This window comes from Streptomyces katrae (assembly GCF_002028425.1).
Taxonomy (GTDB): Bacteria; Actinomycetota; Actinomycetes; order Streptomycetales; family Streptomycetaceae; genus Streptomyces; species Streptomyces katrae_A.
In genome coordinates this window covers 1582145-1608454 of the sequence record NZ_CP020042.1, presented here as the reverse complement: position 1 = coordinate 1608454, position 26310 = coordinate 1582145, and the positions used below count along the sequence as shown (strand labels likewise).

At 73.1% G+C, this 26310-nt stretch carries 25 protein-coding genes and 1 tRNA gene; 20 read left to right on the top strand and 6 right to left on the bottom strand.

Going from position 1 to position 26310, the window contains the following annotated elements; all coding sequences use genetic code 11:
* Positions 1-475: 475 nt before the first annotated feature.
* Positions 476-1693 (bottom strand): hypothetical protein, encoded by a 1218-nt coding sequence (locus B4U46_RS40595; RefSeq protein ID WP_420543152.1) that lies wholly within the window; start codon positions 1691-1693, stop codon positions 476-478.
* A 165-nt stretch (positions 1694-1858) separates the two neighbouring features.
* On the opposite strand from B4U46_RS40595, the gene B4U46_RS07300 reads away from it, so the two are divergent.
* Together B4U46_RS07300 and B4U46_RS07295 are read left to right on the top strand one after the other, a co-directional pair.
* A complete protein-coding gene (locus B4U46_RS07300) occupies positions 1859-2332 on the top strand; it encodes an SRPBCC family protein (RefSeq protein WP_079425109.1) in 474 nt (157 codons plus the stop codon).
* A gap of 38 nt (positions 2333-2370) precedes the next feature.
* Positions 2371-2442: transfer RNA gene (locus tag B4U46_RS07295), tRNA-Val, on the top strand.
* Positions 2443-2513: 71 nt separating this feature from the next.
* Here B4U46_RS07295 and B4U46_RS07290 read toward each other — a convergent pair.
* Entirely contained in the window at positions 2514-3239 is a 726-nt protein-coding gene (locus B4U46_RS07290) for a 3'-5' exonuclease (protein WP_079431609.1), read from the bottom strand.
* Positions 3240-3475: 236 nt separating this feature from the next.
* Here B4U46_RS07290 and B4U46_RS07285 point away from each other — a divergent pair, with 236 nt between their 5' ends.
* Positions 3476-4054, top strand: coding sequence for a DUF4365 domain-containing protein (locus B4U46_RS07285; RefSeq protein ID WP_079425107.1), 579 nt, complete (start codon positions 3476-3478; stop codon positions 4052-4054).
* Positions 4054-5280: a hypothetical protein gene (locus B4U46_RS07280; protein WP_079425105.1), complete on the top strand. Its 1227-nt coding sequence runs from the start codon at positions 4054-4056 to the stop codon at positions 5278-5280. The genes B4U46_RS07285 and B4U46_RS07280 overlap by 1 nt, the downstream gene beginning before the upstream one ends.
* Before the next feature lie 176 nt (positions 5281-5456).
* Here B4U46_RS07280 and B4U46_RS07275 read toward each other — a convergent pair whose 3' ends face one another.
* Positions 5457-5981: a GNAT family N-acetyltransferase gene (locus B4U46_RS07275; protein ID WP_079425103.1), complete on the bottom strand. Its 525-nt coding sequence runs from the start codon at positions 5979-5981 to the stop codon at positions 5457-5459.
* Positions 5982-6202: 221 nt separating this feature from the next.
* Here B4U46_RS07275 and thrS point away from each other — a divergent pair, with 221 nt between their 5' ends.
* Both thrS and B4U46_RS07265 read left to right on the top strand, forming a co-directional pair.
* On the top strand, positions 6203-8179 hold the full coding sequence (gene thrS, locus B4U46_RS07270) for a threonine--tRNA ligase (RefSeq protein WP_079425101.1): 1977 nt from the start codon (positions 6203-6205) through the stop codon (positions 8177-8179).
* A 78-nt stretch (positions 8180-8257) separates the two neighbouring features.
* On the top strand, positions 8258-8818 hold the full coding sequence (locus B4U46_RS07265) for an HIT family protein (RefSeq protein WP_079425099.1): 561 nt from the start codon (positions 8258-8260) through the stop codon (positions 8816-8818).
* Here the strand turns inward: B4U46_RS07265 and B4U46_RS07260 are convergent.
* The 3 genes from B4U46_RS07260 to B4U46_RS07250 form a co-directional block, all read right to left on the bottom strand.
* Positions 8815-9228, bottom strand: coding sequence for a DUF1992 domain-containing protein (locus tag B4U46_RS07260; RefSeq protein WP_079425097.1), 414 nt, complete (start codon positions 9226-9228; stop codon positions 8815-8817). The genes B4U46_RS07265 and B4U46_RS07260 overlap by 4 nt on opposite strands.
* A gap of 41 nt (positions 9229-9269) precedes the next feature.
* Positions 9270-10952: a hypothetical protein gene (locus tag B4U46_RS07255; RefSeq protein ID WP_100865187.1), complete on the bottom strand. Its 1683-nt coding sequence runs from the start codon at positions 10950-10952 to the stop codon at positions 9270-9272.
* 219 nt (positions 10953-11171) lie between these two features.
* Complete coding sequence (locus tag B4U46_RS07250; RefSeq protein ID WP_079425093.1) at positions 11172-13385, bottom strand: elongation factor G-like protein EF-G2; 2214 nt, start codon at positions 13383-13385, stop codon at positions 11172-11174.
* 254 nt (positions 13386-13639) lie between these two features.
* Between B4U46_RS07250 and pgsA the strand changes: the two genes are divergently transcribed.
* The 14 genes from pgsA (at position 13640) to B4U46_RS07180 (ending at position 26052) form a co-directional block, all read left to right on the top strand.
* Positions 13640-14302, top strand: a complete 663-nt coding sequence (pgsA, locus tag B4U46_RS07245) for a phosphatidylinositol phosphate synthase (RefSeq protein WP_079425091.1) — start codon at positions 13640-13642, stop codon at positions 14300-14302.
* Entirely contained in the window at positions 14302-15207 is a 906-nt protein-coding gene (locus tag B4U46_RS07240) for a phosphatidylinositol mannoside acyltransferase (protein WP_079425089.1), read from the top strand. Before pgsA ends, B4U46_RS07240 begins: the two co-directional genes overlap by 1 nt.
* A complete protein-coding gene (locus B4U46_RS07235) occupies positions 15204-16370 on the top strand; it encodes a glycosyltransferase family 4 protein (protein ID WP_079425087.1) in 1167 nt (388 codons plus the stop codon). The genes B4U46_RS07240 and B4U46_RS07235 overlap by 4 nt, the downstream gene beginning before the upstream one ends.
* A gap of 21 nt (positions 16371-16391) precedes the next feature.
* Positions 16392-16934, top strand: coding sequence for a hypothetical protein (locus B4U46_RS07230; RefSeq protein WP_079425085.1), 543 nt, complete (start codon positions 16392-16394; stop codon positions 16932-16934).
* Between the two features lie 181 nt (positions 16935-17115).
* On the top strand, positions 17116-18033 hold the full coding sequence (gene pdxS / locus B4U46_RS07225) for a pyridoxal 5'-phosphate synthase lyase subunit PdxS (RefSeq protein ID WP_079425083.1): 918 nt from the start codon (positions 17116-17118) through the stop codon (positions 18031-18033).
* A gap of 11 nt (positions 18034-18044) precedes the next feature.
* The gene (gene pdxT, locus B4U46_RS07220; protein ID WP_079425081.1) at positions 18045-18638 is read left to right on the top strand and encodes a pyridoxal 5'-phosphate synthase glutaminase subunit PdxT; all 594 of its coding nucleotides are present in this window, start codon (positions 18045-18047) and stop codon (positions 18636-18638) included.
* 57 nt (positions 18639-18695) lie between these two features.
* Positions 18696-19448 carry a YebC/PmpR family DNA-binding transcriptional regulator gene (locus B4U46_RS07215; protein ID WP_079425079.1) on the top strand — a complete coding sequence of 251 codons (753 nt, stop codon included), beginning with the start codon at positions 18696-18698 and terminating at the stop codon, positions 19446-19448.
* Positions 19449-19574: 126 nt separating this feature from the next.
* A complete protein-coding gene (gene ruvC, locus B4U46_RS07210) occupies positions 19575-20111 on the top strand; it encodes a crossover junction endodeoxyribonuclease RuvC (protein WP_079425077.1) in 537 nt (178 codons plus the stop codon).
* Entirely contained in the window at positions 20108-20734 is a 627-nt protein-coding gene (gene ruvA / locus B4U46_RS07205; protein WP_079425075.1) for a Holliday junction branch migration protein RuvA, read from the top strand. The genes ruvC and ruvA overlap by 4 nt, the downstream gene beginning before the upstream one ends.
* A 78-nt stretch (positions 20735-20812) precedes the next feature.
* Entirely contained in the window at positions 20813-21886 is a 1074-nt protein-coding gene (gene ruvB, locus B4U46_RS07200; RefSeq protein ID WP_079425073.1) for a Holliday junction branch migration DNA helicase RuvB, read from the top strand.
* Between the two features lie 164 nt (positions 21887-22050).
* Entirely contained in the window at positions 22051-22488 is a 438-nt protein-coding gene (gene yajC / locus B4U46_RS07195) for a preprotein translocase subunit YajC (protein ID WP_079425071.1), read from the top strand.
* 150 nt (positions 22489-22638) lie between these two features.
* A complete protein-coding gene (gene secD, locus B4U46_RS07190; RefSeq protein WP_079425070.1) occupies positions 22639-24441 on the top strand; it encodes a protein translocase subunit SecD in 1803 nt (600 codons plus the stop codon).
* A gap of 1 nt (position 24442) precedes the next feature.
* Positions 24443-25498, top strand: coding sequence for a protein translocase subunit SecF (gene secF / locus B4U46_RS07185; protein WP_079425068.1), 1056 nt, complete (start codon positions 24443-24445; stop codon positions 25496-25498).
* Positions 25495-26052: an adenine phosphoribosyltransferase gene (locus tag B4U46_RS07180; protein WP_079425066.1), complete on the top strand. Its 558-nt coding sequence runs from the start codon at positions 25495-25497 to the stop codon at positions 26050-26052. Before secF ends, B4U46_RS07180 begins: the two co-directional genes overlap by 4 nt.
* Positions 26053-26310 lie beyond the last annotated feature (258 nt).

The window sequence follows — 26310 nt, the reverse complement described above, 5'->3', positions numbered from 1 at the left end:
GCTCCGAGCGCGCCTGCGGCACCCAGCACCCCGAACACCGCCAACGTGGCCGCACGGCCGTCCAGAGCCGCCAGGGACACCCCGAAGGCCCCCGCCCCCGCACACCAGCCGGCCGCCCACGCGACGGCCGGCTCCGCGGCCCGCAAGGCCACCGCCCCGGCCGCGAGCGCCAGCGCCAGCTCCACCCCGAGCCCCACCGCCCCCGGCAGCCCCGCCCCCGCGGCCGCCACGAACAGCCCGGCCCACGCACACACCACCGCCCCGGCCCGGGCGGCCGGACCCGGCAGGCCCACCGCGCTCCGGCGGGACGGCCCGCCCGCCGGGGCCTGCGCAGCGCCCGGCGCCGTCGCGGTATCCGCGCCCGGCCCGGCGGCCGCCGGGCCGTACCCCCCGCGGGGCCCGGCTCCGGACGGCCCGGGTCCGCCCGCCCGGAGCCGGGGGAGGAGGACGAAGGCCCCCGCCGCCAGCAGCAGCGTCACCGCGAGCCCCGCCCCCCGCCCCTCCGGGCGCGGGGCCGACCCCGACCAGACCTCGGCCGGCACCGCCAGCCGCGCCGCCAGCAGCCACGCCACCACCGGCAGCCCCGCCAGCGCGCCCAGGGCGGCCACCCCCGCCCCCGCCAGGGCCGGCCCGCGCCGCACCGCCGCCGGGAGCGCGTCCACCCGTACCGCGGCCACCAGCGCGACCCCCGCCGCCACCCGCACCGCCACCGCCCACCACACGTCCGCCCACCCGGCCGGAACCAGCGCCCCCACCGCCGACACCGCCGCCAGACCCCCGCCACCGAGGCCGCCACGGCCCGCGGCTCCCGCCAGGCCACCGCCACGCCCAGCAGCGCCCCCGCCGCCAGCAGCAGCGCCGGACCGGCCGCCCCGGGCTCCGCCAGCGAACCCGCCAGCCCCGCCGCCAGCGCCGACCCGCCCAGCACCCCCGAGCCCACCCACGCCGGCACCCGCACCGCCCGCCGGACCACCGCCACCGCCGCCACCGCGTCCAGCGCGGCCGTCGCCAGCAGCGCCCAGCCCGTACCCGTCAGGTCCGCCCCCGCAGCGGCCGCCGCCAGCGGCAACGGCAGCTGCGCCGCCCCCACCGCGGCGAGCGGCGCCGACCGCAGCCCGCGCAGCGCCGCCCCGTACCCCGCCCAGAGCGCCGCCAGCACCGCGGCCGCCCACGCCGCGTAGGCGGGACCGTCGCTGCCGGGCAGGTCGGCCGCGTGCAGCGCGTACGCGTCCAGCACCGTCAGCGCCAGCGCCACCGCCGTCACCGCCTCGGCCGTCGAGCGCAGCCCCCGCCGCAGCAGCACGGCGGGCGCCGCCAGCGCCGCCGCCGTCACCAGGCCCAGCACCGCCGAGCGGCCCCCGATGCCCAGGGAACCCCAGCTGAACAGGGTGAACGCCAGGGCGGCCACCGCCAGCAGGACCGCGCCCAGTACCAACAGCACGTTCTGGGCACTCGGCTTCGACTCGGGCGGGGCGGAAGGGGTGGAAGCGCCGGAAGAGGCCGGCGGGGCGAACGGAGCCCCGGCGGGGCCGAAGGCACCCGCCCCCGGCCCCGGCTGCACCCCGCCCGGCTGCCACAGCAGCCGCAGCAGCCAGTCCCGGCGGGCCAGCAAGTGCAGCCGCCGGGCGTCCAGTCGGGCCAGTTCGGCGTCGATGAGCGCCAGCTCGCGGGCCGGCGGCAGAGGTGTGTCCATGCCCGGAGTGTGGCGCCCGTCACGCCGTCAGGACATGGGCGGGCGTACTCAGATCGCCCCTGAGTACCCGCGGTGCCGCCCGGCGCATCCCACCCGTTCCCCGTCCCGGGCGGCCTTCACGGAAAACCGCCCCGGCGCCGCCGGGCGGAGGTCCAGACTGGGAACATGCCCCGCTGGACGCACTACAGCTTCCGCAGCGTGTGGGACCTCGACGCCCCGCCCGCCCTCGTCTACTCCCTGCTGGAGGACCCGCGGCACTACCCCGGCTGGTGGCCACAGGTCCGCCGGGTCGCGCAGACCGACGCGCAGTCCGGGACCGCCGTGATCCGCTCCGTCCTCCCCTACGAGATCCACGTCACCCTCACCGGCCTGCTGCGCGCCCCCGCCCGGGGCGTCCTGGAAGTGGCACTGGACGGGGACCTCGAAGGCTGGGCGCGGTGGACCGTACGCCCGCGCGGCGGCCCCGGCGCCCGCCGCACCCGGGCCGTCTACGAGCAGGAGGTCGACGTACGGGCCCCGCTGCTGCGGCGGTTCGCGCTCGCCGGACGGCCCGCCCTGCGGCTCAACCACGCGCTGATGATGCGGGCCGGACGGCGCGGCCTCGCGGCCAGGCTGACCGCCCCGCCCGAAGCGGTTTGAACAGACCCCGAGGCTCTTGTATTGTTCAGTGCGTTCCCGGGCGATTAGCTCAGCGGGAGAGCACTTCGTTCACACCGAAGGGGTCACTGGTTCGATCCCAGTATCGCCCACCGGGACAGGCCGGTCCGTCTGACGACGGACCGGCCTTCCGCATTCCACGGCCCCGTCCGCCAGGGCCCGCTCAGGCCGCCGCCGGAACCTCCGGGCGCAGCGGCCAGTGCGGATCCACCGCCTCCGGAGTGCCCTGCCGCGCGAACCACGCCTGGAGCCCGCGCGCCTGCGCCGCGTGCCACACCGCCTGGAGCTGGTGCAGCTCCGCCGGGGTCAGCCGCTCCAGCCGCGCCGCGAACCGCCGCCCCACCGCCCGCACCAGCTCCAGCGAGGCCATCGCGTCCGCCGAGGCGTCGTGCGCCCCCTCCAGCTCTATCCCGTAGTGCGCGCACAGGTCCGTCAGCGTCCGGCGGCCCTTGCGGTAGCGGTCCAGGTGCTTGTCCAGCACCCGCGGATCCAGCACCGTCAGCGGCCGGTCGTCCAGGTACCGCGCGAGCGACGACGCCCGGTGCCGGCGCAACTCCCGGTCCAGCAGCGTCAGATCGAACGGCGCGTTCATCACCACCACCGGCCGGCCCGCCATCTGCTGCTCGCTCAGCGCGCGGGCTATCTCCTCCACCACCGGCGCCGGCCAGCGGCCGTTGCGCTGAAGGTGCTCGTCGGTCAGGCCGTGCACTTCCGTGGCACCCCGGGGCACCGGGATGCCGGGATTGACCAGCCAGCGCGTGGCGCGCACCCGGCCGCCCGCGCACTCCTGCACGACGAGCGCGGCGGACACGATCCGGTCCTGCTCGACGTCCACCCCGGTGGTCTCCGTGTCGAAGGCGGCCAGCGGCCCCTCGTACCAGCGTGTCATGGCGAACTCCTCGTCCCCGATCGGCAGACGGGGCGTACCGGGCGCCACCGCCCCGGGACCTGCCGCCCCCGCCGATTCCGTGATACCCGGGCTGTTTGCCCCGTACGCCGTTTGCGCCGAGCCGGGTGCGGAGACAACTCACCTGGGGGGTCGTACACGTGACCGGCCGTCACCCCGCACGTCGACACACCACCACCACACGCACGGCAGAGCCCGGAAGGCATGGGGAGCCGGCCATGGCGCTCGCGCAGCCCGAACCGGGCGGGGTGCTGGACGCGGACACCGGAGCGAGGACCGGTCCGCTGCGCGGCACGCTCGCCACCACCGCCTGCATGGAAACCCTCCAGGTGGGATACCTGCACGCCGTCGCGGCCGCCGCCGGCTGCTCGCTGTCCCAGCCGTTCCCGGACAACGGCGTCGACTGGCACGTCAGCCACGGCGCGCCCGAACACGTCGTCGACGACGAGGTCACCATCAAGGTGCAGTTGAAGGCGACCTACCAGGTCCCGCCGCGGCCGGCCGGGCCCAGCTTCGGCTTCACCCTCGACAACGAGCACCTGGTGAAGCTGGCCCGCACCCCGGTGGCCGTGCACAAGATCCTCGTCGTGATGCTCGTACCGCGGGAGCGGGAGCAGTGGCTGAGCGCCGGGCACGACCGGCTCGACCTGAGGCACTGCTGCTACTGGACCAACCTCGCCGGGCACCCGGTGACCGGCCGGCGCCGGACCACCGTACGGATCCCGACCGCGCGGATCTTCGACGACCGGGCGCTGTGCGAGATCATGACCCGGGTCGGGTCGGGAGGGACACCCTGATGGACCGTCACGCACCGCGCCCGGAGCCGCGCCCGGCACCGCTGCCGCTGCCGCCGGTGCGGCCGGCCCTGCCCGGCACCCCCGATCCCGCGGAGGTCGACCCCCGGGTCCTCGGTGCGCTGCTGCACCGGCACGGCTGGCTGCGGCGCGGCGGCGCGGCGGGCCGGTACGGGCGCTGGACCCCGCCCGGGCAGGGCGGCACCAGCCTGCTCGTCCCCGAGACCCGGACCTTCCCCGACTGCGCGGACCTGCTGGAGGAGGCCCTGACCGCCCTGTCGCGCAGCGGGCTGGCGTCGGCGCGGGAGGTGCTGTTCGGGCTGAGCGTGCCCAGCGACGAGGTCCGCTGGGAGCGGGAGGTACCCGAGGCGCCGTACGGGTTCCAGGGCGAGGCCGCCTGGACCGCGCAGGAACGGCTGCGCTCGGCGGCCCGCCGGCTGCTGCTGGCCGGTGCCCTCGCCGAACGGGCCCGCGCCGGCTACCACGGGGCCCGCCACCGGGCGCAGGCCGAACGGGCCCTGGACCGGGTGCTGGTGGGGCCCGGCCCGGACGGGCGGCGGCTGGCCGCGTACGTGCCGGTGGACGGCGGGCGGGGGCTGGTCACGAGGCTGCACCACGCGCTGCACGCGGCCCGCGAGGCGGTGGACTACCAGCGGGCCACCGGCGGCATGGAAGCCTTCGACGCGGCCGTCGCGGCCGGCGTCAGCCGGGAGCTCGCCGACGCGCTGATCGCCCTCGTCCACGGTTCGGAGGGGGCGCGGATCGCGTTGGCCTGGGCCCCCGCGGCCGGGGTCCCCGCCGGGTGCGCGGCGCGGCCTGAGCCGGTGGAGTTCTCGCCCGGCGACCTGCCCGTGCTCCGCGAGGCCTCGGCCCGCTACACCCGGTCCGAGCCGGCCGTCGCCGTGCGGCTGGCGGGGGCGGTGGTGCGGATGCGGCGGGCGGCTGCGGGGGGCGGGGGGACGGTCCGGCTGCGGGTGCTGGCCGGGGCGGAGGTCCCCTACGTACGGGCCGCGCTGGGGGAGGAGGCGTACCGGATCGCCGTCCACGCCCACCTGGCCGGCCTCCCGGTCCGGATCAGCGGCCGCCTCTCGCGGCGCGGCGGCTTCCGCCGGCTGACGGACGCCGCGGACGTGACCCCCGTCCCGCTGGACGAGGTGGAGCGGGACCGGCTGATGAAGTCCCTGGACGCGGCCTTCGACCCCGAGGACGTACTCCCCTCGGACGACTGAGCCGCCCCCGGCGGGGAGCCGGGGCGTGTTCCGGAGGACCTGCCCGGCCCGCGACGCCCGGCGCCGCGCCCCGCCGCGTGGCCGGGACCGCCCGAGTGCGTCCGGTCCGCGGGCGGCCCTCCGCCCCGGGGCGCACGGCGCCGGACGCCGCAGGCCACGCCCTCCGGCGCCCGGCGCTACTGCTCGCGCCCGCCCCGGGGGGTGTCCGCCGGGCCGGCGCCGGGGTGTGCGGGGGTGCGCGTGAAGGAGGCCATCCGCAGGCCGGGGACCGGGGAGAAGCCGGCGCCCCGGACGAAGCCCAGGCGTTCGTACAGGGTCACCGCCGGGGTGTTGTCCGCGCCGGTGGCGACCTCGACCGTCCGGTCCGGGAAGAGTTCCCCCAGCGCGTGCCGCAGGAGCAGCGAGGCTACCCCCCGGCGGAACCAGGCGGGGTCCACGCAGAGCCGGTCGAGGCCGACGGGGCCGGCGGGCCCCGGGTCCTCCCAGGCCAGGAACCCGGCGATCGTCCCGTCCGGGCCGACCGCCCCCAGCCACTCCAGCCCCCGCCCCCGCATGTCGTCGAGGCTCTCGCCCAGCGCGGGGATCCCGTCGAACCCGATCAGCTCCGCTTCCACGGCGTACGCGGCCCGCCCGATCCGGTGCACGGCGACGGCCGTCGCCTCGTCGGCCAGGTCCAGCGGACGGACGTACGGGTTCGGCATGGGCGGGGATCCCCTCGGGGCGCGGCGGACGAGGCCCGGCCACGCTACCCGCGCCCCCGGCGCCAGGCCCCGGCATTTTCCCGCCGCCGTCGCCGCGGGACCCGGAACAACCGTTTAGCGGCGCGGCCACTCCGCTCGGTACGATTCACACGCGCCGGAACCACCGGCGCTTTCCCGCCCGGCTGCCGCCGGGGCGGGCACCCAGAGTTCAGGAGAAACCGGTGTCAGACGTCCGTGTGATCATCCAACGCGATTCCGAGCGGGACGAGCGCGTGGTGACCACGGGCACCACGGCGGCCGAGCTGTTCGCCGCCGAGCGCACCGTCATCGCCGCGCGCGTCGCGGGCGAGCTGAAGGACCTCTCCTACGAGGTCCAGGACGGGGAGACCGTCGAGCCGGTGGAGATCTCCTCCGAGGACGGCCTGAACATCCTGCGCCACTCGACCGCGCACGTCATGGCGCAGGCCGTGCAGGAGCTGTTCCCCGAGGCCAAGCTGGGCATCGGCCCGCCGGTCCGCGACGGCTTCTACTACGACTTCGACGTCGCCCGCCCCTTCACCCCCGATGACCTCAAGGCCATCGAGAAGAAGATGCAGGAGATCCAGAAGCGCGGGCAGCGGTTCGCCCGCCGCGTGGTCTCCGACGAGGCGGCGCGCGAGGAGCTGGCGGACGAGCCGTACAAGCTGGAGCTCATCGGCATCAAGGGCTCCGCGTCGACCGACGACGGCGCGAACGTCGAGGTGGGCGGCGGCGAGCTGACCATCTACGACAACCTCGACGCCAAGACCGGCGAGCTGTGCTGGAAGGACCTCTGCCGCGGTCCCCACCTGCCCACCACCCGCAACATCCCGGCGTTCAAGCTGATGCGCAACGCGGCCGCCTACTGGCGCGGCAGCGAGAAGAACCCGATGCTCCAGCGCATCTACGGCACCGCCTGGCCCTCGAAGGACGAGCTGAAGGCCCACCTCGACTTCCTCGCCGAGGCCGAGAAGCGCGACCACCGCAAGCTCGGCAACGAGCTCGACCTCTTCTCCATCCCGGACGAGATCGGCTCCGGCCTCGCCGTCTTCCACCCGCGCGGCGGCATCATCCGCCGGACCATGGAGGACTACTCGCGCCGCCGGCACGAGGAGGAGGGCTACGAGTTCGTCTACTCCCCGCACGCCACCAAGGGCGCCCTCTTCGAGAAGAGCGGCCACCTGGACTGGTACGCGGAGGGCATGTACCCCCCCATGCAGCTCGACGGTGGTACCGACTACTACCTCAAGCCCATGAACTGCCCGATGCACAACCTGATCTTCGACGCGCGCGGGCGCTCCTACCGTGAGCTGCCGCTGCGCCTGTTCGAGTTCGGCACCGTGTACCGGTACGAGAAGTCCGGCGTGGTCCACGGCCTGACCCGGGCCCGCGGCTTCACCCAGGACGACGCGCACATCTACTGCACCCGTGAGCAGATGGCCGAGGAGCTCGACCGCACCCTCACCTTCGTGCTGAACCTGCTGCGCGACTACGGTCTGACCGACTTCTACCTGGAGCTGTCCACCAAGGACCCGGAGAAGTTCGTCGGCTCGGACGAGGTCTGGGAGGAGGCCACCGCGGTCCTCCAGCAGGTCGCCGAGAAGCAGGGCCTCCCGCTGACCCCCGACCCGGGCGGCGCGGCCTTCTACGGCCCGAAGATCTCCGTGCAGGCGCGTGACGCCATCGGCCGCACCTGGCAGATGTCGACCGTGCAGCTGGACTTCAACCTGCCGGAGCGGTTCAACCTGGAGTACACCGCGCCGGACGGCTCCCGCCAGCGCCCGGTCATGATCCACCGCGCGCTGTTCGGCTCGATCGAGCGGTTCTTCGCGGTGCTGCTGGAGCACTACGCGGGCGCCATGCCGCCGTGGCTGGCCCCGGTCCAGGCGGTCGGCATCCCGATCGGCGACGGGCACGTGGAGTACCTGCAGGAGTTCGCCGCCGAGGCGAAGAAGCAGGGCCTGCGGGTGGAGGTGGACGCCTCCTCCGACCGGATGCAGAAGAAGATCCGCAACCACCAGAAGCTCAAGGTCCCGTTCATGATCATCGTCGGCGACGAGGACATGGCCGCGGGCACCGTCTCCTTCCGCTACCGCGACGGTTCGCAGGAGAACGGCATCCCGAAGGACGAGGCGCTGGCGAAGCTGGCCAAGGTCGTCGCGGACCGCGTCCAGGTCTGACCCGGCCCGAAGGCCCCCGGAGCGATCACCCGCTGATCACTTTCCGGGGGCCTTCCTCGTTCGCCGGGGCAAGGTCATATGCTGCGTCCTATGACGATTGAGCCGGAGCAGCAGAACGGTGTGGGTACGCACGACGGGTTCCAGCGTCTGTGGACGCCCCACCGGATGGCCTACATCCAGGGCGAGAACAAGCCGACCGGCCCGGAGGCCGGGGACGGCTGCCCCTTCTGCGGGATTCCGGAGATGTCCGACCAGGACGGCCTGATCGTCGCGCGCGGCAAGCACGTCTACGCCGTGCTGAACCTGTACCCGTACAACGGCGGCCACCTGATGGTCGTCCCGTACCGGCACGTCGCCGACTACACCGAGCTCGACGGCCCCGAGACGGCCGAGCTGGCCGACCTCACCAAGCGGGCCATGGTCGCGCTGCGCAAGGCCTCCGGGGCGCACGGCTTCAACATCGGCATGAACCAGGGTTCCGCCGCCGGCGCCGGCATCGCCGCGCACCTGCACCAGCACATCGTGCCCCGCTGGGGCGGGGACACGAACTTCATGCCGATCGTCGGCCACACCCGGGTCCTGCCGCAGCTCCTCGCGGACACCCGCCAGATGCTCTCCGACGCCTGGCCGAACGACTAGGTCGTCTCTCCCGAAGCGCGGGCCGCCCGCCGCTCCGCCAGGACCGCCTCCACGTCGAACTCGGCGATGCCCAGCGGCGGTCCCGGCGGGGGCCGGCGCAGCGCGGTGCGGATCTTCTCGTTGACCTCCGCCAGGACCTCCCTGGCCCGGCGCTCGGTCGGGGCCGCCAGGGCCGTCTCGTGCGCGTCCTCGGCCTCCTTGCGCAGGGCCAGCGAGGGCGGCAGCGGGGTGCAGCCCTCGCGGTGCAGCTTCCCCTTGATCCACCACAGTTCGTCGTACGGGGCGTCCAGGGAGGCCAGCGGCTTGCCCAGGCCCGGCAGCCGGGCGAAGTCGCCCCGGTCGGCGGCCTCTCTGATCTGCCGGTCCACGAAGGACTCGAAGCTGACTCCGGGCGGCTTGCGCTCGGTCACGGCGGCACCTCCCCGGGGCGGATCGGACCCCTCCAGCCTACCTACGCGTCGTAGACGTCCGCCTTGCGCGGGGCCGGCTCCTGGATCAGGCCGTTCATGATCGAGGAGCGGTTGGTGAAGGCCGACGTGTCCACGCCGTTCTCGTCCAGCACCCTGAAGGCCGCCGCGTGCACCGCGCGCAGGACCGGGGCCACGGTGCGCAGGGCGTCGTCCGCCATGAAGCGGTGGCGCCACATCGAGCTCGCCCAGACGTGCCGCAGGCCGAAGGGCTCGGGCAGGACCAGCTTGCCGCCGAAGTAGTCCAGCAGCGGCGGGTACCAGGTCAGGGGGGCGCGCACGGCGAGGCGTACGACCTCGCTCGCGTCCACCAGGGGCAGCGGGCGCTCCACCGTCTCCCAGAAGCGAATGGACTTGGGGACCTCGACGACCGGGGGCTTGGACTTGGTGGTGAACAGGCCGTGCACGGGGCCCAGGGCGTGGGCGGTGACGTCCACGCGCAGGGTCTTGTAGAGCACGGTGACGGTGACCAGCATCGTGATGACGAGCTGACCGTCCCACAGCGGCCACTGGATGCCCAGGTAGTGCCGGTTGCCGGCGCTGAACTGCTGTTCGTTGCAGATCCGGGTGATCTCGTGCGGCTTGATCATGAAGGTGTCCACGTCCTCGCCGCCGGGCCGGGCCACCTCGGCGGCGCCCTCGCCGACGGGGGTGACGATCCAGTGCTGGATCGAGGCGGGCGGGAAGCCTCCGGTGTGCAGGGGGCCGCGCTCCAGCTTGCGCAGTTCGGTGTCGATCGCGCGTATGACGTCCCAGCTGCGGAAGGGGTGGATGTCGTGGCCCTCGGTCTTGGGGGTCAGTTCCTCGGCCATCTGCCAGCTGCCCCAGCGGGTGCCCATGCCGAGGATGCCCTTGGGGCCGGCGTAGAAGACGGAGTTGCTGCGGTCCTCGGCGGTGAGCTTCGCCAGCTGGTGGCGCAGGTCCTCGCGGGCCTTCTCGTCCGGGTTGCCGGGGACGGCCTCCGGGATCTTGGCGGTGACCACGCCCCCGCCGCCGAGCAGGCCGTCCCAGCGGGAGCGCAGGTCGGCGGCGGTCCGCTCGCAGATCCGGCGGGCCCCGTACCAGCCGAGGACGGGGGCGACGATGGCGCCGAGCAGGTACAGCTCCAGCAGTCCGCTGCCGGGCTGGCGGTAGACCACCCGGTAGAGCAGGACGGCGGCCACGAGGGCGACGGCGACCAGCAGGGCGGTGCCGATCCAGCTGGTCTTCCTGCCCTCGCCCTTGGCCAGGGTCTTGCGCAGTTGGAAGAGCCCCAGCCACATCAGCAGGCCGGGCAGGAAGACCACTCCGCAGACCAGCATGATCAGGCGCAGCCGGCGGTCGCGCTCCTTGCGGATGCGCGAGGCGGCCAGGCAGTGTTCCACGACGGTCTGCGGGTCGGCGCCGAAGGACTGGATGAGCGGTTTGCGGCCGGCTCCCAGGGTGCGGGCCTCGACGGCGCGGCAGAAGGCCTCGCCGAGGTTGGGTTCGAACAGGGAGATCTTCGGGTCCTTCACCGAGGCCGGGTGGTTCTCGCTGTTGGCCCCGAGGATGTCCTTGAGCTTGGTGTCCTTGCCGCCGTCGCGGTACGCGGCGGAGGCGAGTGCGTTGGTCGCCGCGGTCTGGCCGCCGCCCCCCTGGAGGGGGATCTGTGCCCCGGGCCTGAAGTCGAAACCGTCGTCCGCCACCGCTGCCCCCATCGCCGTGCCACTGTGCTCTTTGCCTGTTGTGCCGTTGTGCCGTTGTGCTGGTCGTGCCGTCGTGCGTGTTGCGGACCGTTGTGCTCCGCGTCGCGCCGAAAAGCCTAACGGCGCGGCCGTCCCCATGGTCATGGGACAGGGAAATACCGCCCACCGCAAGCGGGTTGGGTGGGCGGTGACCGGAGCGCAGGGTGAGCGCCATGACTCCTAGGTCAATGGGCTTCCCTTCTCGGCCTGTTCGCGAACCTTGTCCGCAAGGTGCGGGGGCATCGGCTCGTGCCGGGCGTAGCCGCGGCCGAACCGGCCGGTGCCGTGCGTGACCGACCGCAGGTCCACTGCGTAGCGGCCGATCTCGATCTCGGGGACCTCCGCGCGCACCCGGGTCCGGCCGGGCTCGGCCTGTTCGGTGCCGACCACGCGGCCGCGCCGGCCGGCCAGGTCGCTCATGACCGGGCCCACGTACTCGTCGGGGACCACGACGTCGAGTTCGGCGACGGGCTCCAGCAGCTGGACGGCGGTCTGCGCGGCGGCCTCGCGCAGGGCGAGGGCGCCGGCCGTCTGGAAGGCGGCGTCGGAGGAGTCCACCGAGTGCGCCTTGCCGTCGAGCAGGGTGATCCGTACGTCGACCAGCGGGTAGCCGGCCGCGACCCCGCGGGCGGCCTGCGCCCGTACGCCCTTCTCCACGGACGGGATGAACGAGCGGGGCACCGCGCCGCCGACCACCTTGTCGACGAACTCGATGCCGCTGCCGGGCGGGAGCGGTTCCACCTCGATCTCGCAGATCGCGAACTGGCCGTGCCCGCCGGACTGCTTGACGTGCCGGCCGCGCCCGGCGGCCTTGGCGCCGAAGGTCTCGCGCAGGCTGACCTTGTGGGGGACGGGGTCGACCTGGACCCCGTAGCGGGTGCGCAGCCGTTCCAGGGCGACCTCCTGGTGGGCCTCGCCGAGGGACCACAGGACGAGCTGGTGGGTGTGCGGGTTCTGCTCCAGGCGCATCGTGGGGTCCTCGGCGACGAGCCGGGCCAGGCCCTGGGAGAGCTTGTCCTCGTCGGCCTTGCTGTGCGCCTCGATGGCGAGGGGGAGCAGCGGCTCGGGCATCGCCCACGGCTCCATCAGCAGGGGGGCGTCCTTGGCGGAGAGGGTGTCGCCGGTCTCGGCGCGGGTGAGTTTGGCCACGCAGGCGAGGTCGCCGGCGATGCAGGTGCCGAGGGTGCGCTGCTGTTTGCCGAAGGGGGAGGTGAGGGTGCCGACCCGCTCGTCCGCCTCGTGGAGGGAGCGGTCCTCGTGGAGCCGGTCCGCCAGGCCGTGCCCGGAGACGTGGACGGTCTCCTCGGGGCGCAGGGTGCCGGAGAAGACCCGGACGAGGGAGACGCGGCCGACGTAGGGGTCGGAGGAGGTCTTGACGACCTCGGCGAGGAGCGGCCCGGCGGGGTCGCAGACGACGTCGGGGCGCGGGCTGCCGTCGGGGGCGGTGACGGTGAGGGGGGCGCGTTCGGCGGGGGTGGGGAAGCCGCCGGTGATCAGTTCGAGGAGTTCCACCGTGCCCAGGCCCTGGCGGGCGCCGTCGGCGGCGGGGGCGGCCATCAGGACGGGGTGGAAGGTGCCGCGGGCGACGGCCCGCTCCAGGTCGTCGACCAGGGTCTTGACGTCGATGTCCTCGCCGCCGAGGTAGCGGTCCATGAGGGTCTCGTCCTCGCTCTCGGCGATGATCCCCTCGATGAGGCGGGCGCGGGCGCCCTCGATGAGGGCGAGCTCGGCGGGGTCCGGGTCGCGTTCGGCGCGTGCGCCGGAGCTGTAGTCGTAGACGCGCCGGGAGAGCAGGCCGAGCAGGCCGGTGACGGGGGAGTGGCCGTCGGGCCCGGGGGCGGCGAGCAGGGGGAGGTAGAGGGGGATGACGGCGTCCGGGTCGTCGGCGCCGAAGATCTCGCCGCACACGGAGGCCATCTGCGAGTAATCGGAGCGCGCTGCCTCCAAATGGGTGACGACGATGGCGCGCGGCATGCCGACGGCCTCGCACTCGTCCCAGACCATCCGGGTCGCCCCGTCGATCCCGTCGGCGGCGGAGACCACGAAGAGGGCCGCGTCGGCGGCGCGCAGACCGGCCCGCAGTTCCCCGACGAAGTCGGCGTATCCGGGGGTGTCCAGCAGGTTGATCTTGATTCCGGCCCATTCGACGGGGACCAGGGAGAGCTGGACGGAACGCTGGCGGCGCTGCTCGATCTCGTCGTAGTCCGAGACCGTGCCCCCGTCCTCGACCCGTCCGGCGCGGTTCACGGCCCCCGCGGTCAGGGCCAGGGCTTCGACCAGGGTGGTCTTGCCGGCGCCGCTGTGGCCGACCAGCACGACGTTCCGCACGGAGTCGGGGCGGTCGGCCGTCAGTGCCCTGCCGGCGGCCCCGGCTTGGTGTGATGTGGGTCCCATGGTGCTCGTGCCTCCCGGTGTCGCGGTGAAGGAGGGTGATCGGGGTCCTTCGAGCTTTGCACTGGCGTCACACTGCGTCCATACGTCGTACCGGTCACGGACGGCGGCGTGAAGACGCACCCGGCAGGGGGTGGCCGAAGCATTGCGCCCGGCGAACCGGAGGGTGCGGGGCGCCCCGCACCCGGGGTGCTGGCTACGATGGGCCAGCCGGTGGCCGATGTGGCCGCGCGGCCCAGCGACCCTCTGGGAAGGCCATGCTGAACAAGTACGCGCGTGCGTTCTTCACGCGTGTTCTCACGCCGTTCGCCGCATTTCTCCTCCGCCGGGGGGTGAGCCCGGACGCGGTCACGCTGATCGGCACCGCCGGCGTGGTGGCCGGGGCGCTGGTCTTCTTCCCCCGGGGCGAGTTCTTCTGGGGCACGATCACCATCACCCTCTTCGTCTTCTCCGACCTGGTGGACGGGAACATGGCCCGCCAGGCCGGGGTCTCCAGCCGCTGGGGCGCGTTCCTCGACTCCACCCTCGACCGGGTGGCCGACGCCGCCATCTTCGGCGGCCTCGCGCTCTGGTACGCGGGCTCCGGGAACGACAACGTGCTGTGCGCGGTGGCGATCTTCTGCCTGGCCAGCGGCCAGGTGGTCTCGTACACCAAGGCCCGCGGGGAGGCGATCGGCCTGCCCGTGGCCGTCAACGGGCTCGTGGAACGCGCCGAGCGCCTGGTGATCTCGCTGGTCGCGGCCGGTCTGTCCGGGTTGCAGACCTTCGGGGTGCCCTCCTGGATCGGCGTGCTGCTGCCCATCGCCCTGTGGGTGGTGGCGGCGGGCTCGCTCGTCACGCTGGTCCAGCGGGTGGTCACGGTACGCCGAGAGGCCGCCGAGGCCGACGCGGCGGCGCCCGCCGAGGGCGGCGCGCACTGATGGCCGGCGCCAAGGACAAGCTGGTCGACGGGTTGTACGGGCTGGGCTGGGCGGGCGTCAAGAAGCTGCCCGAGCCGGCGGCGGCGGCCCTCGGCCGCAAGATCGCCGACGTGGCCTGGAAGCGGCGGGGCAAGAGCGTGCTGCGGCTGGAGTCCAACCTGGCCCGGGTGGTGCCCGACGCCGGGCCCGAGCGCCTGCGCGCGCTCTCGCAGGCGGGCATGCGCTCGTACATGCGCTACTGGATGGAGTCCTTCCGGCTGCCCGCCATGGACCCCCGGCGGTTCGGCACGGACGTCTCGATAAAGGACGACCACATCCTGCGCGAGGCCCTCGCCTCCGGCCGCGGCGTGATCGTGGCCCTGCCGCACCTGGCCAACTGGGACCTGGCCGGAGCCTGGGTCACCGGGCACGTCGGCGTCCCCTTCACCACGGTCGCCGAGCGGCTGAGGCCCGAATCCCTCTACGACCGTTTCGTGGCCTACCGGGAGAGCCTGGGCATGGAGGTCCTGCCGCACAGCGGTGGGGCCGCCTTCGGCACCCTCGCGCGCCGGCTGCGCGCCGGCGGACTGATCTGCCTGGTCGCGGACCGGGACCTGTCCTCCTCCGGGGTCGAGGTGGACTTCTTCGGCGCCACCGCCCGGATGCCCGCCGGGCCCGCGCTGCTGGCCCAGCAGACCGGGGCCGCCCTGCTGCCGGTCACCCTGTACTACGGGGACGCGCCCAGGATGTACGGCCGGATCCACCCCGAGGTGGCCGTGCCCGCATCGGGGACCCGGGCCGAGAAGACCGCCACCATGACCCAGGTGGTGGCCGACGCCTTCGCCTCGGGGATCGCCAAGCACCCGGAGGACTGGCACATGCTCCAGCGGCTGTGGCTCGAGGACCTGGAGGAGCGCCCGAAGTGAAGATCGGCATCGTCTGCCCGTACTCGTGGGACGTACCGGGCGGCGTCCAGTTCCACATCCGCGACCTGGCCGAACACCTGATCAGGCTGGGCCACGAGGTGTCGGTCCTCGCCCCCGCCGACGACGAGACCCCGCTGCCGCCCTACGTGGTCTCGGCCGGCCGGGCCGTGCCGGTGCCCTACAACGGGTCCGTGGCCCGGCTGAACTTCGGTTTCCTGTCGGCGGCCCGCGTCCGGCGCTGGCTGCACGACGGCGTCTTCGACGTCATCCACATCCACGAGCCGGCCTCCCCCTCCCTCGGGCTGCTGTCCTGCTGGGCGGCGCAGGGGCCCATCGTGGCCACGTTCCACACCTCGAATCCCCGTTCCCGGGCGATGATCGCGGCGTATCCGATCCTCCAGCCGGCGCTGGAGAAGATCAGCGCCCGGATCGCGGTCAGCGAGTACGCCCGGCGCACCCTCGTCGAGCACCTCGGCGGGGACGCCGTGGTCATCCCCAACGGCGTCGACGTCGACTTCTTCGCGAAGGCCGAACCCAAGGCGGAGTGGGGCGGGCAGACCCTCGGCTTCATCGGCCGCATCGACGAGCCGCGCAAGGGCCTGCCGGTGCTCATGGCTGCCTTCCCGCGCATCGTGGAGGCGTGCCCCGACGTACGGCTCCTCGTGGCCGGCCGCGGCGACGAGGAGGAGGCCGTCGCCTCCCTGCCCGCCGGGCTCCGCTCCCGCGTGGAGTTCCTCGGCATGGTCTCCGACGAGGACAAGGCCCGGCTGCTGCGCAGCGTCGACGTGTACGTGGCCCCCAACACCGGCGGCGAGAGCTTCGGGATCATCCTGGTCGAGGCCCTGTCCGCCGGGGCGGCCGTCCTCGCCTCCGACCTCGACGCCTTCGCGCAGGTACTGGACCAGGGGGCCGCCGGGGAACTCTTCGCGAACGAGGACGCCGACTCCCTGGCGGACGCGGCGATCGCCCTGTTGCGCGACCCGGCCCGGCGCGCGGAGCTCAGCGCCCGCGGCTCGGCCCACGTCCGCCGCTTCGACTGGTCGACGGTCGGCGCGGACATCCTGGCCGTCTACGAGACGGTCACCGACGGCGCGGCCGCCGTGGGCGCCGACGAACGCGTCCCGCTGCGCACCCGCCTGGGCTTCTCCCGGGACACCCCCTAGCCTCCGGTAGTGTCGCCGCCCGTGATCGAAAACCTTGTCTGGATCGCGGTGGCGCTCGCCGTCGTCGGGGTCTACCTCAGCTGGACCGCCGGGCGGCTGGACCGGCTGCACACCCGGATGGACGCCGCCCGGGCCGCCCTGGACGCGCAGCTCGTGCGCCGCGCCTCCGTCGTCCTGGAGGTGGCCACCTCGGGGGCGCTCGACCCCGCCTCCTCCCTCGTGCTGTTCGAGGCCGCGCACGCCGCCCGGCAGGCCGAGGAGGAGCACCGGGAGGTCGCCGAGAGCGAGCTCAGCCAGGCGCTGCGCGCGGTGTTCGCCGACGCCGACCAGGTGGAGGTGCTCAAGGCCGCCCCCGGAGGCGTGGAGGCCGCCGAGGAACTGGCCGCCGCCGTGCGCCGGGTGCCGATGGCCCGGCGCTTCCTCAACGACGCCGTACGGGCCGCCCGCGCGCTGCGCAGGCACCGCAAGGTCCGCTGGTTCCGGCTGGCCGGACACGCGCCGTTCCCCTTGGCCTTCGAGATGGACGACGAGCCGCCGGCCGACCTCGCGGACCGTCCCGTCTGAGCGGGCCGGCGGGTGCCGTGGAGCCCGCCACGGGGCCGAACGGGGGTCCACCAGGGCCGCCGGGGACAAATCGAAGAGCCACCGGCTCCATATTGGCCCTTGTAGTGGACTGGTCGGTGGGGTTGTCTCTGCCGAGTAGTACCCGTCTCCCTTTCGAGTTCGTTTCGAGTGAGGTCAACCCGTGAGCACGCTTCCCACCTCCCCCCAGTCCGCTGAGTCGGCCATCGGCACCTCCCGCGTCAAGCGCGGCATGGCCGAGCAGCTCAAGGGCGGTGTGATCATGGACGTGGTCAACGCCGAGCAGGCGAAGATCGCCGAGGACGCCGGCGCCGTGGCCGTCATGGCCCTGGAGCGGGTTCCGGCCGACATCCGCAAGGACGGCGGCGTGGCCCGCATGTCGGACCCGAACATGATCGAGGAGATCATCGAGGCCGTCTCCATCCCGGTCATGGCCAAGTCGCGCATCGGCCACTTCGTCGAGGCCCAGGTGCTCCAGTCCCTCGGCGTCGACTACATCGACGAGTCCGAGGTCCTGACCCCGGCCGACGAGGTCAACCACTCCGACAAGTGGGCCTTCACCACCCCCTTCGTCTGTGGCGCCACCAACCTGGGCGAGGCCCTGCGCCGCATCGCCGAGGGCGCGGCCATGATCCGTTCGAAGGGCGAGGCCGGCACCGGCAACGTCGTCGAGGCCGTCCGCCACCTGCGCCAGATCAAGAACGAGATCGCCAAGCTGCGCGGCTTCGACAACAACGAGCTGTACGCCGCCGCCAAGGAGCTGCGCGCCCCGTACGAGCTCGTCAAGGAGGTCGCCGAGCTCGGCAAGCTCCCCGTCGTCCTGTTCTCCGCCGGTGGCGTCGCCACCCCGGCCGACGCCGCCCTGATGCGCCAGCTCGGCGCCGAGGGCGTCTTCGTCGGCTCCGGCATCTTCAAGTCCGGCGACCCGGCCAAGCGCGCCGCCGCCATCGTGAAGGCCACCACCTTCTTCGACGACCCGAAGGTCATCGCGGACGCCTCCCGCAACCTGGGCGAGGCCATGGTCGGCATCAACTGCGACACCCTCCCCGAGGCCGAGCGCTACGCCAACCGCGGCTGGTAAGGCACCCCACGATGAGCAACCCCCCCGTGATCGGTGTCCTGGCGCTCCAGGGCGACGTACGGGAGCACCTGATCGCCCTGGCCGCGGCGGACGCCGTGGCCAGGCCGGTCCGGCGTCCCGAGGAGCTCGCCGAGGTCGACGCGCTGGTCATCCCCGGCGGCGAGTCCACGACCATGTCGAAGCTCGCGGTCCTGTTCGGCATGCTGGAGCCGCTGCGCGAGCGCGTGCGCGCCGGCATGCCCGTCTACGGCACCTGCGCCGGCATGATCATGCTGGCCGACAAGCTGCTCGACGGCCGTGACGACCAGGAGACGCTCGGCGGCATCGACATGATCGTCCGCCGCAACGCCTTCGGCCGTCAGAACGAGTCCTTCGAGGCGAAGATCGACTTCGCGGGCATAGCGGACGGCCCCGTCGAGGGCGTCTTCATCCGCGCCCCCTGGGTCGAGTCGGTCGGCGCCTCCGCCGAGGTCCTGGCCACGTACGACGGCCACACGGTCGCCGTGCGCCAGGGCAACGTGCTGGCCACCTCGTTCCACCCGGAGCTGACCGGCGACGACCGAGTCCACGCGTACTTCGTCGACATGGTGCGCGCGGCGCTGTAATCAGGTCCCGGTAAGATCTGAGACGAACACTGTTGGTTACGCGAAGGAGACAGGCGGATGTCCGGCCACTCTAAATGGGCTACGACGAAGCACAAGAAGGCCGTGATCGATGCCAAGCGCGGCAAGCTCTTCGCGAAGCTGATCAAGAACATCGAGGTCGCGGCCCGTATGGGCGGCGCCGACATCGACGGCAACCCGACGCTGTACGACGCCGTCCAGAAGGCCAAGAAGCAGTCGGTCCCGAACAAGAACATCGACTCCGCGGTCAAGCGCGGCGGCGGCCTCGAGGCCGGCGGCGCCGACTACGAGACGATCATGTACGAAGGCTACGGCCCGAACGGTGTCGCGGTGCTCATCGAGTGCCTCACCGACAACCGCAACCGTGCCGCCTCCGACGTCCGCGTCGCCATGACCCGCAACGGCGGCTCGATGGCCGACCCGGGCTCGGTCTCGTACCTGTTCAACCGCAAGGGCGTCATCCTGCTGCCCAAGGCCGACCTCACCGAGGACGACGTCCTGGGCGCGGTCCTGGACGCCGGCGCCGAAGAGGTCAACGACAACGGCGACACCTGGGAGATCATCAGCGAGGCCACCGACCTGGTCGCGGTCCGCACCGCGCTCCAGGAGGCCGGCATCGACTACGACTCCGCCGACTCCAGCTTCGTCCCGACCATGCAGGTCGAGCTCGACGAAGAGGGCGCGCGCAAGATCTTCAAGCTGATCGACGCGCTGGAGGACAGCGACGACGTGCAGAACGTCTTCGCCAACTTCGACGTCTCGGACGAGGTCATGGAGAAGGTCGACGCCTAGTCGGCCGACTCGCACCGCTCGCGACGGCGGGCCGACAGGACACACCCTGTCGGCCCGCCGTCGCATTGTCAGTGCGGGCGGATAGCCTGCACGGACAGGCGAGCGATGACCGGACGAGGGGGCGCGGTGCGGGTACTGGGTGTGGACCCGGGGCTGACGCGGTGCGGTGTCGGCGTGGTCGAGGGGGTCGCCGGACGGCCCCTGACCATGATCGGCGTCGGGGTCGTACGGACCCCCGCGGACGCGGAGCTGGGGGACCGGCTCGTCGCCATCGAGCGCGGCATCGAGGACTGGCTCGACGAGCACCGGCCGGAGTTCGTCGCCGTGGAGCGGGTCTTCAGCCAGCACAACGTCCGCACGGTGATGGGCACCGCCCAGGCCAGCGCCGTCGCCATGCTGTGCGCGGCCCGCCGGGGGATACCCGTCGCCCTGCACACCCCCAGCGAGGTCAAGGCCGCCGTCACCGGCAGCGGCCGGGCCGACAAGGCACAGGTCGGGGCCATGGTGACCCGGCTGCTCCGGCTCGCCGAACCGCCCAGGCCGGCCGACGCCGCCGACGCGCTGGCCCTCGCCATCTGCCACATCTGGCGGGCCCCCGCCCAGAACCGTCTCCAGCAGGCGGTAGCCCAGCACGCCTCCGCCTTGAAAGGCCGTACGAGATGATCGCCTTCGTCAGCGGCCCGGTCGCCGCGCTCAGCCCCGCCCTGGCCGTGATCGAGGTCGGGGGAGTGGGCATGGCCGTGCAGTGCACCCCGGCCACCCTCGCCGGCCTGCGCGTCGGCGAGCCGGCCCGGCTGGCCACCTCGCTCGTGGTCCGTGAGGACTCCCTGACCCTGTACGGCTTCGCGGACGACGACGAACGCCAGGTCTTCGAACTCCTCCAGACCGCGAGCGGCGTCGGGCCCCGGCTGGCCCAGGCGATGCTCGGGGCGCACAGCCCGGACGCGCTGCGCCTGGCCGTCGAGTCGGGGGACGAGAAGGCGCTGATGGCGGTACCCGGGATCGGGAAGAAGGGGGCGCAGAAGCTGCTGCTGGAGCTCAAGGGGAAGCTCGGCTCGGCCTCCGCCGTGGTCGGCGCTCAGCGGGCCCCCGTGGCCTCCGGCCCCGCGCCGTGGACGGAACAGCTCACGGCGGCGCTCATCGGCCTCGGGTACGCCTCGCGGGAGGCGGAGGACGCGGTCTCGGCGGTGACGCCGCAGGCGGAGGCGGCCCTCGCCGCCGGCGGCTCGGCCCCCGTCCCCCAGCTGCTGCGGGCCGCCCTCCAGTCACTGAACCGGGCCCGGTGACGGGACGCCGCTGCGCGGGCGCGCAGCGGCGCACCGCAGCCACCGCAGCCGGTACGAACAAGAAGGCAGACTGACCCCGTGAACTGGGACGACGAAACCGACACCCCCGAGCCCGACCGCCTGGTCGCCGCCGCGGCCGACGGCGAGGACACCGCCGTCGAGGCCGCCCTGCGCCCCAAGGACCTCGGCGAGTTCGTCGGCCAGGAGAAGGTCCGCCAGCAGCTGGACCTCGTCCTGAAGGCGGCCCGCCAGCGCGGCGCCACCGCCGACCACGTCCTGCTCTCCGGCGCGCCCGGCCTCGGCAAGACCACACTCTCCATGATCATCGCCGCGGAGATGGGCGCGCCCATTCGCATCACCTCCGGCCCCGCCATCCAGCACGCCGGCGACCTCGCCGCGATCCTCTCCTCCCTCCAGGAGGGCGAGGTGCTCTTCCTCGACGAGATCCACCGCATGTCCCGGCCCGCCGAGGAAATGCTGTACATGGCCATGGAGGACTTCCGCGTCGACGTGATCGTCGGCAAGGGCCCCGGCGCCACCGCCATCCCGCTGGAGCTGCCGCCGTTCACCCTCGTCGGCGCCACCACCCGCGCCGGCCTGCTGCCCCCGCCCCTGCGGGACCGCTTCGGCTTCACCGGCCACATGGAGTTCTACGCCCCCGAGGAGCTCGAGCGCGTCGTCCACCGCTCCGCCCGCCTCCTCGACGTGGAGATCGACACCGCCGGCGCCGCCGAGATCGCCGGCCGCTCCCGCGGCACCCCCCGCATCGCCAACCGCCTGCTGCGCCGCGTCCGCGACTACGCCCAGGTCCGGGCCGACGGGGTGATCACCCGCGAGGTGGCCGCCACCGCCCTCCAGGTGTACGAGGTCGACGCGCGCGGCCTCGACCGGCTGGACCGGGCCGTGCTGGAGGCCCTGCTCAAGCTGTTCGGCGGCGGCCCCGTCGGGCTGTCCACCCTCGCCGTCGCCGTGGGGGAGGAGCGCGAGACCGTCGAGGAGGTCGCCGAGCCCTTCCTGGTGCGCGAGGGCCTGCTGGCCCGTACGCCGCGGGGCCGGGTCGCGACCCCCGCCGCATGGGCTCACCTGGGACTTGTTCCCCCACAGCACCCGGGCGGCGGATCAAGCGGACAACAGGGCCTGTTCGGGGTCTGACGGCGCGGAGGTTCGACCGGTCAGGAACTGCGGTGCCATGCTGGGCGTTGTTCCATCGGCGCTGACTCGCCTAGACTCCGCCGATGCCGACCCTTCGGGTCGGCGTGCCCACCCCCGTAGAAAAAGGCCGTCTCCCGGGCGGTCGTGCGAAGGATCTCCGTCCCGTGAATCTCGTGACACTCCTCCCGTTCATCGTGCTCATCGGGGCGATGTTCCTGATGACCCGCTCCGCGAAGAAGAAGCAGCAGCAGGCCGCGCAGATGCGTGACCACATGGCGCCCGGTACCGGCGTCCGCACCATCGGCGGCATGTACGCCACGGTCAAGGAGATCGGTGACGACACCGTCACCCTCGAGGTGGCCCCCGGCGTCCACGCGATCTACGCCAAGAACGCGATCGGCGCCGTGCTGGAGGACGAGGAGTACAACCGCATCGTCCACGGCATCACCGAGACCCCGGAGGACACTCCGGTCGTCCCCGACGACGCCTCCTCGCTGACCGGGGGCGACGCCCCCAAGCTCGACCTCGGCAAGAAGGACGAGCCCAAGGGCGACGACGAGCCGAAGGACGGCAAGACCGACGGCGAGCCCGGCGCCAAGTAGCGCCGGGCAGGGACCGCGGTGGTGCCCGACCGGCATCCGCCGCGGTTCCCGCAGTGAACTTCTGCGGGGGGCAGGGGTCCCCACCACACATTTCGTGGCCGTCCGCGCGCTGACCCGGCGCGCGACGGTTGGACAGGGAGATACGACAAGGTGGCAGCACCGAAGAAGGGCCGGCGGCCCACGGGGGCTCAGGGGAGGCCGGGGCGCGCCCTGGCCTTCATCCTGATCGCGATGGTGGCGCTCACCGCGGGGATGTTCCTCTCTCATCAGACCACCCCCCGTCTGGGCATCGACCTCGCGGGCGGTACGAGCATCACGCTCAAGGCGAAGAGCGAGCCCGGCAAGCCGGACGCGGTCAACGAGACCAACATGAACACGGCCGTCGGCATCATCGACCGCCGTGTCAACGGTCTCGGCGTCACGGAGGCCGAGGTCCAGACCCAGGGCCGCGACCACATCATCGTGAACATCCCCAAGGGGGTGAACGAGCAGCAGGCCCGCGAGCAGGTCGGTACCACCGCCCAGCTGTACTTCCGCCCCGTGCTCGCCTTCGCGGACGGCGCCCCCGCCGCCCCCGAGACCAAGCCGAGCGCGTCCCCGAGCCCCTCCGCGGGCGGGTCCGGTGCTCCGAAGGCCGAGGGAAGCTCCAAGCCCTCCGCTCCGGCCACCCCGTCGTCCAGCGCCACTTCCCAGGGCCGTGTGCTCAGCGAGGCCCTCAAGGCCCCGGGCACCCCCACTCCCTCGCCCTCGGCGAGCGAGTCGAAGAAGGCAGACGACAGCAAGGCCACGCCCTCCGCCTCGGCCCCGGCCCCCGTCCCGACCCCGCCGGTCGACCCCGCCGTGGCCGACCTGCAGGCGAAGTTCGCCGCGCTGGACTGCACCAAGGAGGACCAGCGCGCCGCCGCCGGCAAGGGCGCCAAGCCCGAAGAGCCGACGGTCGCCTGCGGCCAGCGCGGCAGCGCGTGGGGCAAGTGGATCCTCGGTCCGGCCCAGGTCGCCGGCACGGACGTGAAGGACGCCAAGGGCGTCATCGACCAGCAGCGCGGTCAGTGGATCGTGCAGATGCAGTTCACCGACAAGGGCGCCGACAAGTTCGCCAAGATCACCGGTGAGCTGGCCACCAAGCAGGCCCCGCAGAACCAGTTCGCGATCGTCCTTGACGGCAAGGTCATCTCCGACCCGTCCGTCAGCCAGGCGCTGACCGGCGGCAACGCCGAGATCTCCGGCGGCTTCACCCAGCAGTCCGCGCAGGACCTGGGCAACATGCTCTCCTACGGCGCCCTGCCGCTGTCCTTCCAGGAGGACAGCGTCACCACCGTCACCGCCGCGCTCGGCGGGGAGCAGCTGAAGGCCGGCCTGATCGCCGGCGCCATCGGCCTGGTCCTCGTCGTGATCTACCTGCTGGTCTACTACCGCGGTCTGGCCTTCATCGCGATCGTCAGCCTCATGGTGTCCGCGGTCCTCACGTACACGATCATGTCGCTGCTGGGCAAGGGCATCGGCTTCGCCCTGAACCTGCCCGCCGTCTGCGGCGCCATCGTCGCCATCGGCATCACGGCCGACTCGTTCATCGTGTACTTCGAGCGCATCCGTGACGAGATCCGCGAGGGCCGCACCCTGCGTCCGGCCGTCGAGCGCGCCTGGCCGCGCGCCCGGCGCACGATCCTGGTCTCCGACTTCGTGTCGTTCCTCGCCGCCGCGGTGCTCTTCATCGTCACCGTCGGCAAGGTCCAGGGCTTCGCCTTCACGCTGGGTCTGACCACCCTGCTCGACGTGGTCGTGGTGTTCCTGTTCACCAAGCCCGTCATGACCCTGCTGGCGCGGACGAAGTTCTTCTCCAGCGGTCACCCGTGGTCCGGGCTGGACCCGAAGCGGCTCGGCGCCAAGCCGCCGCTGCGCCGGTCCCGCCGCACCGGCCCCGTCCCCGCCCCCGTCGACGCAAAGGAGGCGTGAGATGTCGAAGCTGGGAGATCTCGGCGCCAAGCTGTACCGCGGTGAGGTCGGCTACGACTTCGTCGGCAAGCGCTTCGTCTGGTACGGCGTCTCCATCCTGATCACCATCACGGCCGCCGTGGCCCTGGCCGTCCAGGGCCTCAACATGGGCATCGAGTTCAAGGGCGGTGCCGTCTTCACCACCCCGAAGACGAGCGTGTCCGTGGCGCGGGCGACCGAGGCCGCCGACAAGGCCTCCGGCCAGCACTCGATCGTCCAGGAACTCGGCACCGGCGGGCTGCGCATCCAGATCTCCGGTCTGGACACGAAATCCGCCGCCTCCGTGAAGCAGCAGCTGGGCGCCGACCTCAAGGTCGACGCGGCCCAGATCAACGCGGACCTGGTCGGCCCGAGCTGGGGCGAGCAGATCGCGAACAAGGCCTGGACCGGCCTGGCGATCTTCATGGTCCTCGTGGTGGTCTACCTCGCCATCGCCTTCGAGTGGCGGATGGCCGTCGCCGCGCTGATCGCGCTGGTCCACGACCTCACCATCACCGTCGGCGTGTACGCGCTCGTCGGCTTCGAGGTCACCCCGGGCACCGTGATCGGTCTGCTGACCATCCTCGGTTACTCCCTCTACGACACCGTCGTCGTCTTCGACGGTCTCAAGGAGGGCGCGAAGGACATCACCAAGCAGACCCGCTACACCTTCAGCGACGTCGCCAACCGCAGCATCAACGGCACGCTGGTCCGCTCGATCAACACCACCGTCGTGGCGCTGCTCCCGGTCGCGGCCCTGCTGTTCATCGGCGGCGGCTTCCTCGGTGCGGGCATGCTCAACGACATCTCGCTGTCGCTGTTCGTCGGCCTCGCGGCCGGTGCGTACTCCTCGATCTTCATCGCCACCCCGCTGGTCGTGGACCTGAAGGAGCGCGAGCCGGCGATGAAGGCGCTGACCAAGCGGGTGCTCGCCAAGCGGGCGGCCGCGGCCGCCAAGGGCGAGGACGCCGACGCCGACACCGACGGCGGCGAGCCGCAGGTCGTGTCCCAGGGCGGCCAGGGGAGGCGGCGCCGGTGACCTCCCCCAGCTGCACCCCCGAGGTCCGCGAGCTGCTGCTCAGCCGGATCACGGACGTCCCGGACTACCCGAAGCCGGGTGTGGTGTTCAAGGACATCACCCCGCTGCTCGCCGACCCGAAGGCGTTCGGCGCGCTGACCGACACCCTGGTGGAGCTGGCCGGCCGGTACGGCGCGACGAAGATCGTCGGGCTGGAGGCGCGCGGGTTCATCCTCGCCGCCCCGGTCGCCGTGAAGGCGGGCATCGGCTTCGTCCCCGTGCGCAAGGCCGGCAAGCTGCCGGGGGCCACGCTCGCGCAGGCGTACGAGCTGGAGTACGGCACGGCGGAGATCGAGGTCCACGCGGAGGACCTGGCGGCCGGTGACCGGGTCATGGTCATCGACGACGTCCTCGCCACCGGTGGCACCGCCGAGGCCTCGCTGGCGCTGATCCGGCGGGCCGGGGCCGAGGTCGCCGGTGTGGCGGTCCTGATGGAGCTGTCGTTCCTCCCCGGGCGCGCGAAGCTGGCCGGGGCCCTCGCGGGGGCTCCGCTGGACGCGCTGATCGTGGTCTGACCTTGCTGCGCCGAAGCGGCGGGCGCCCGGATCCCCGGGCGCCCGCCGCTTTCGCGTGCGGCGCCGCACGGCGGCCGAGTGCGGCCTCGAGCGGCAGCGGCCGGCTGGGGCGGGCCTCGAACGGTGGCGGGGCGGCATATCGCGGAGCGGCCGGGGAGAACGGGCCGGCGGAACCCTCGCTACCATGGGTTATCCGGACCTGACCGGGGCTCCGGATCCTCCCCCGGAGCCTGTCCCGGGGGACCCCCAGAGGAGCGC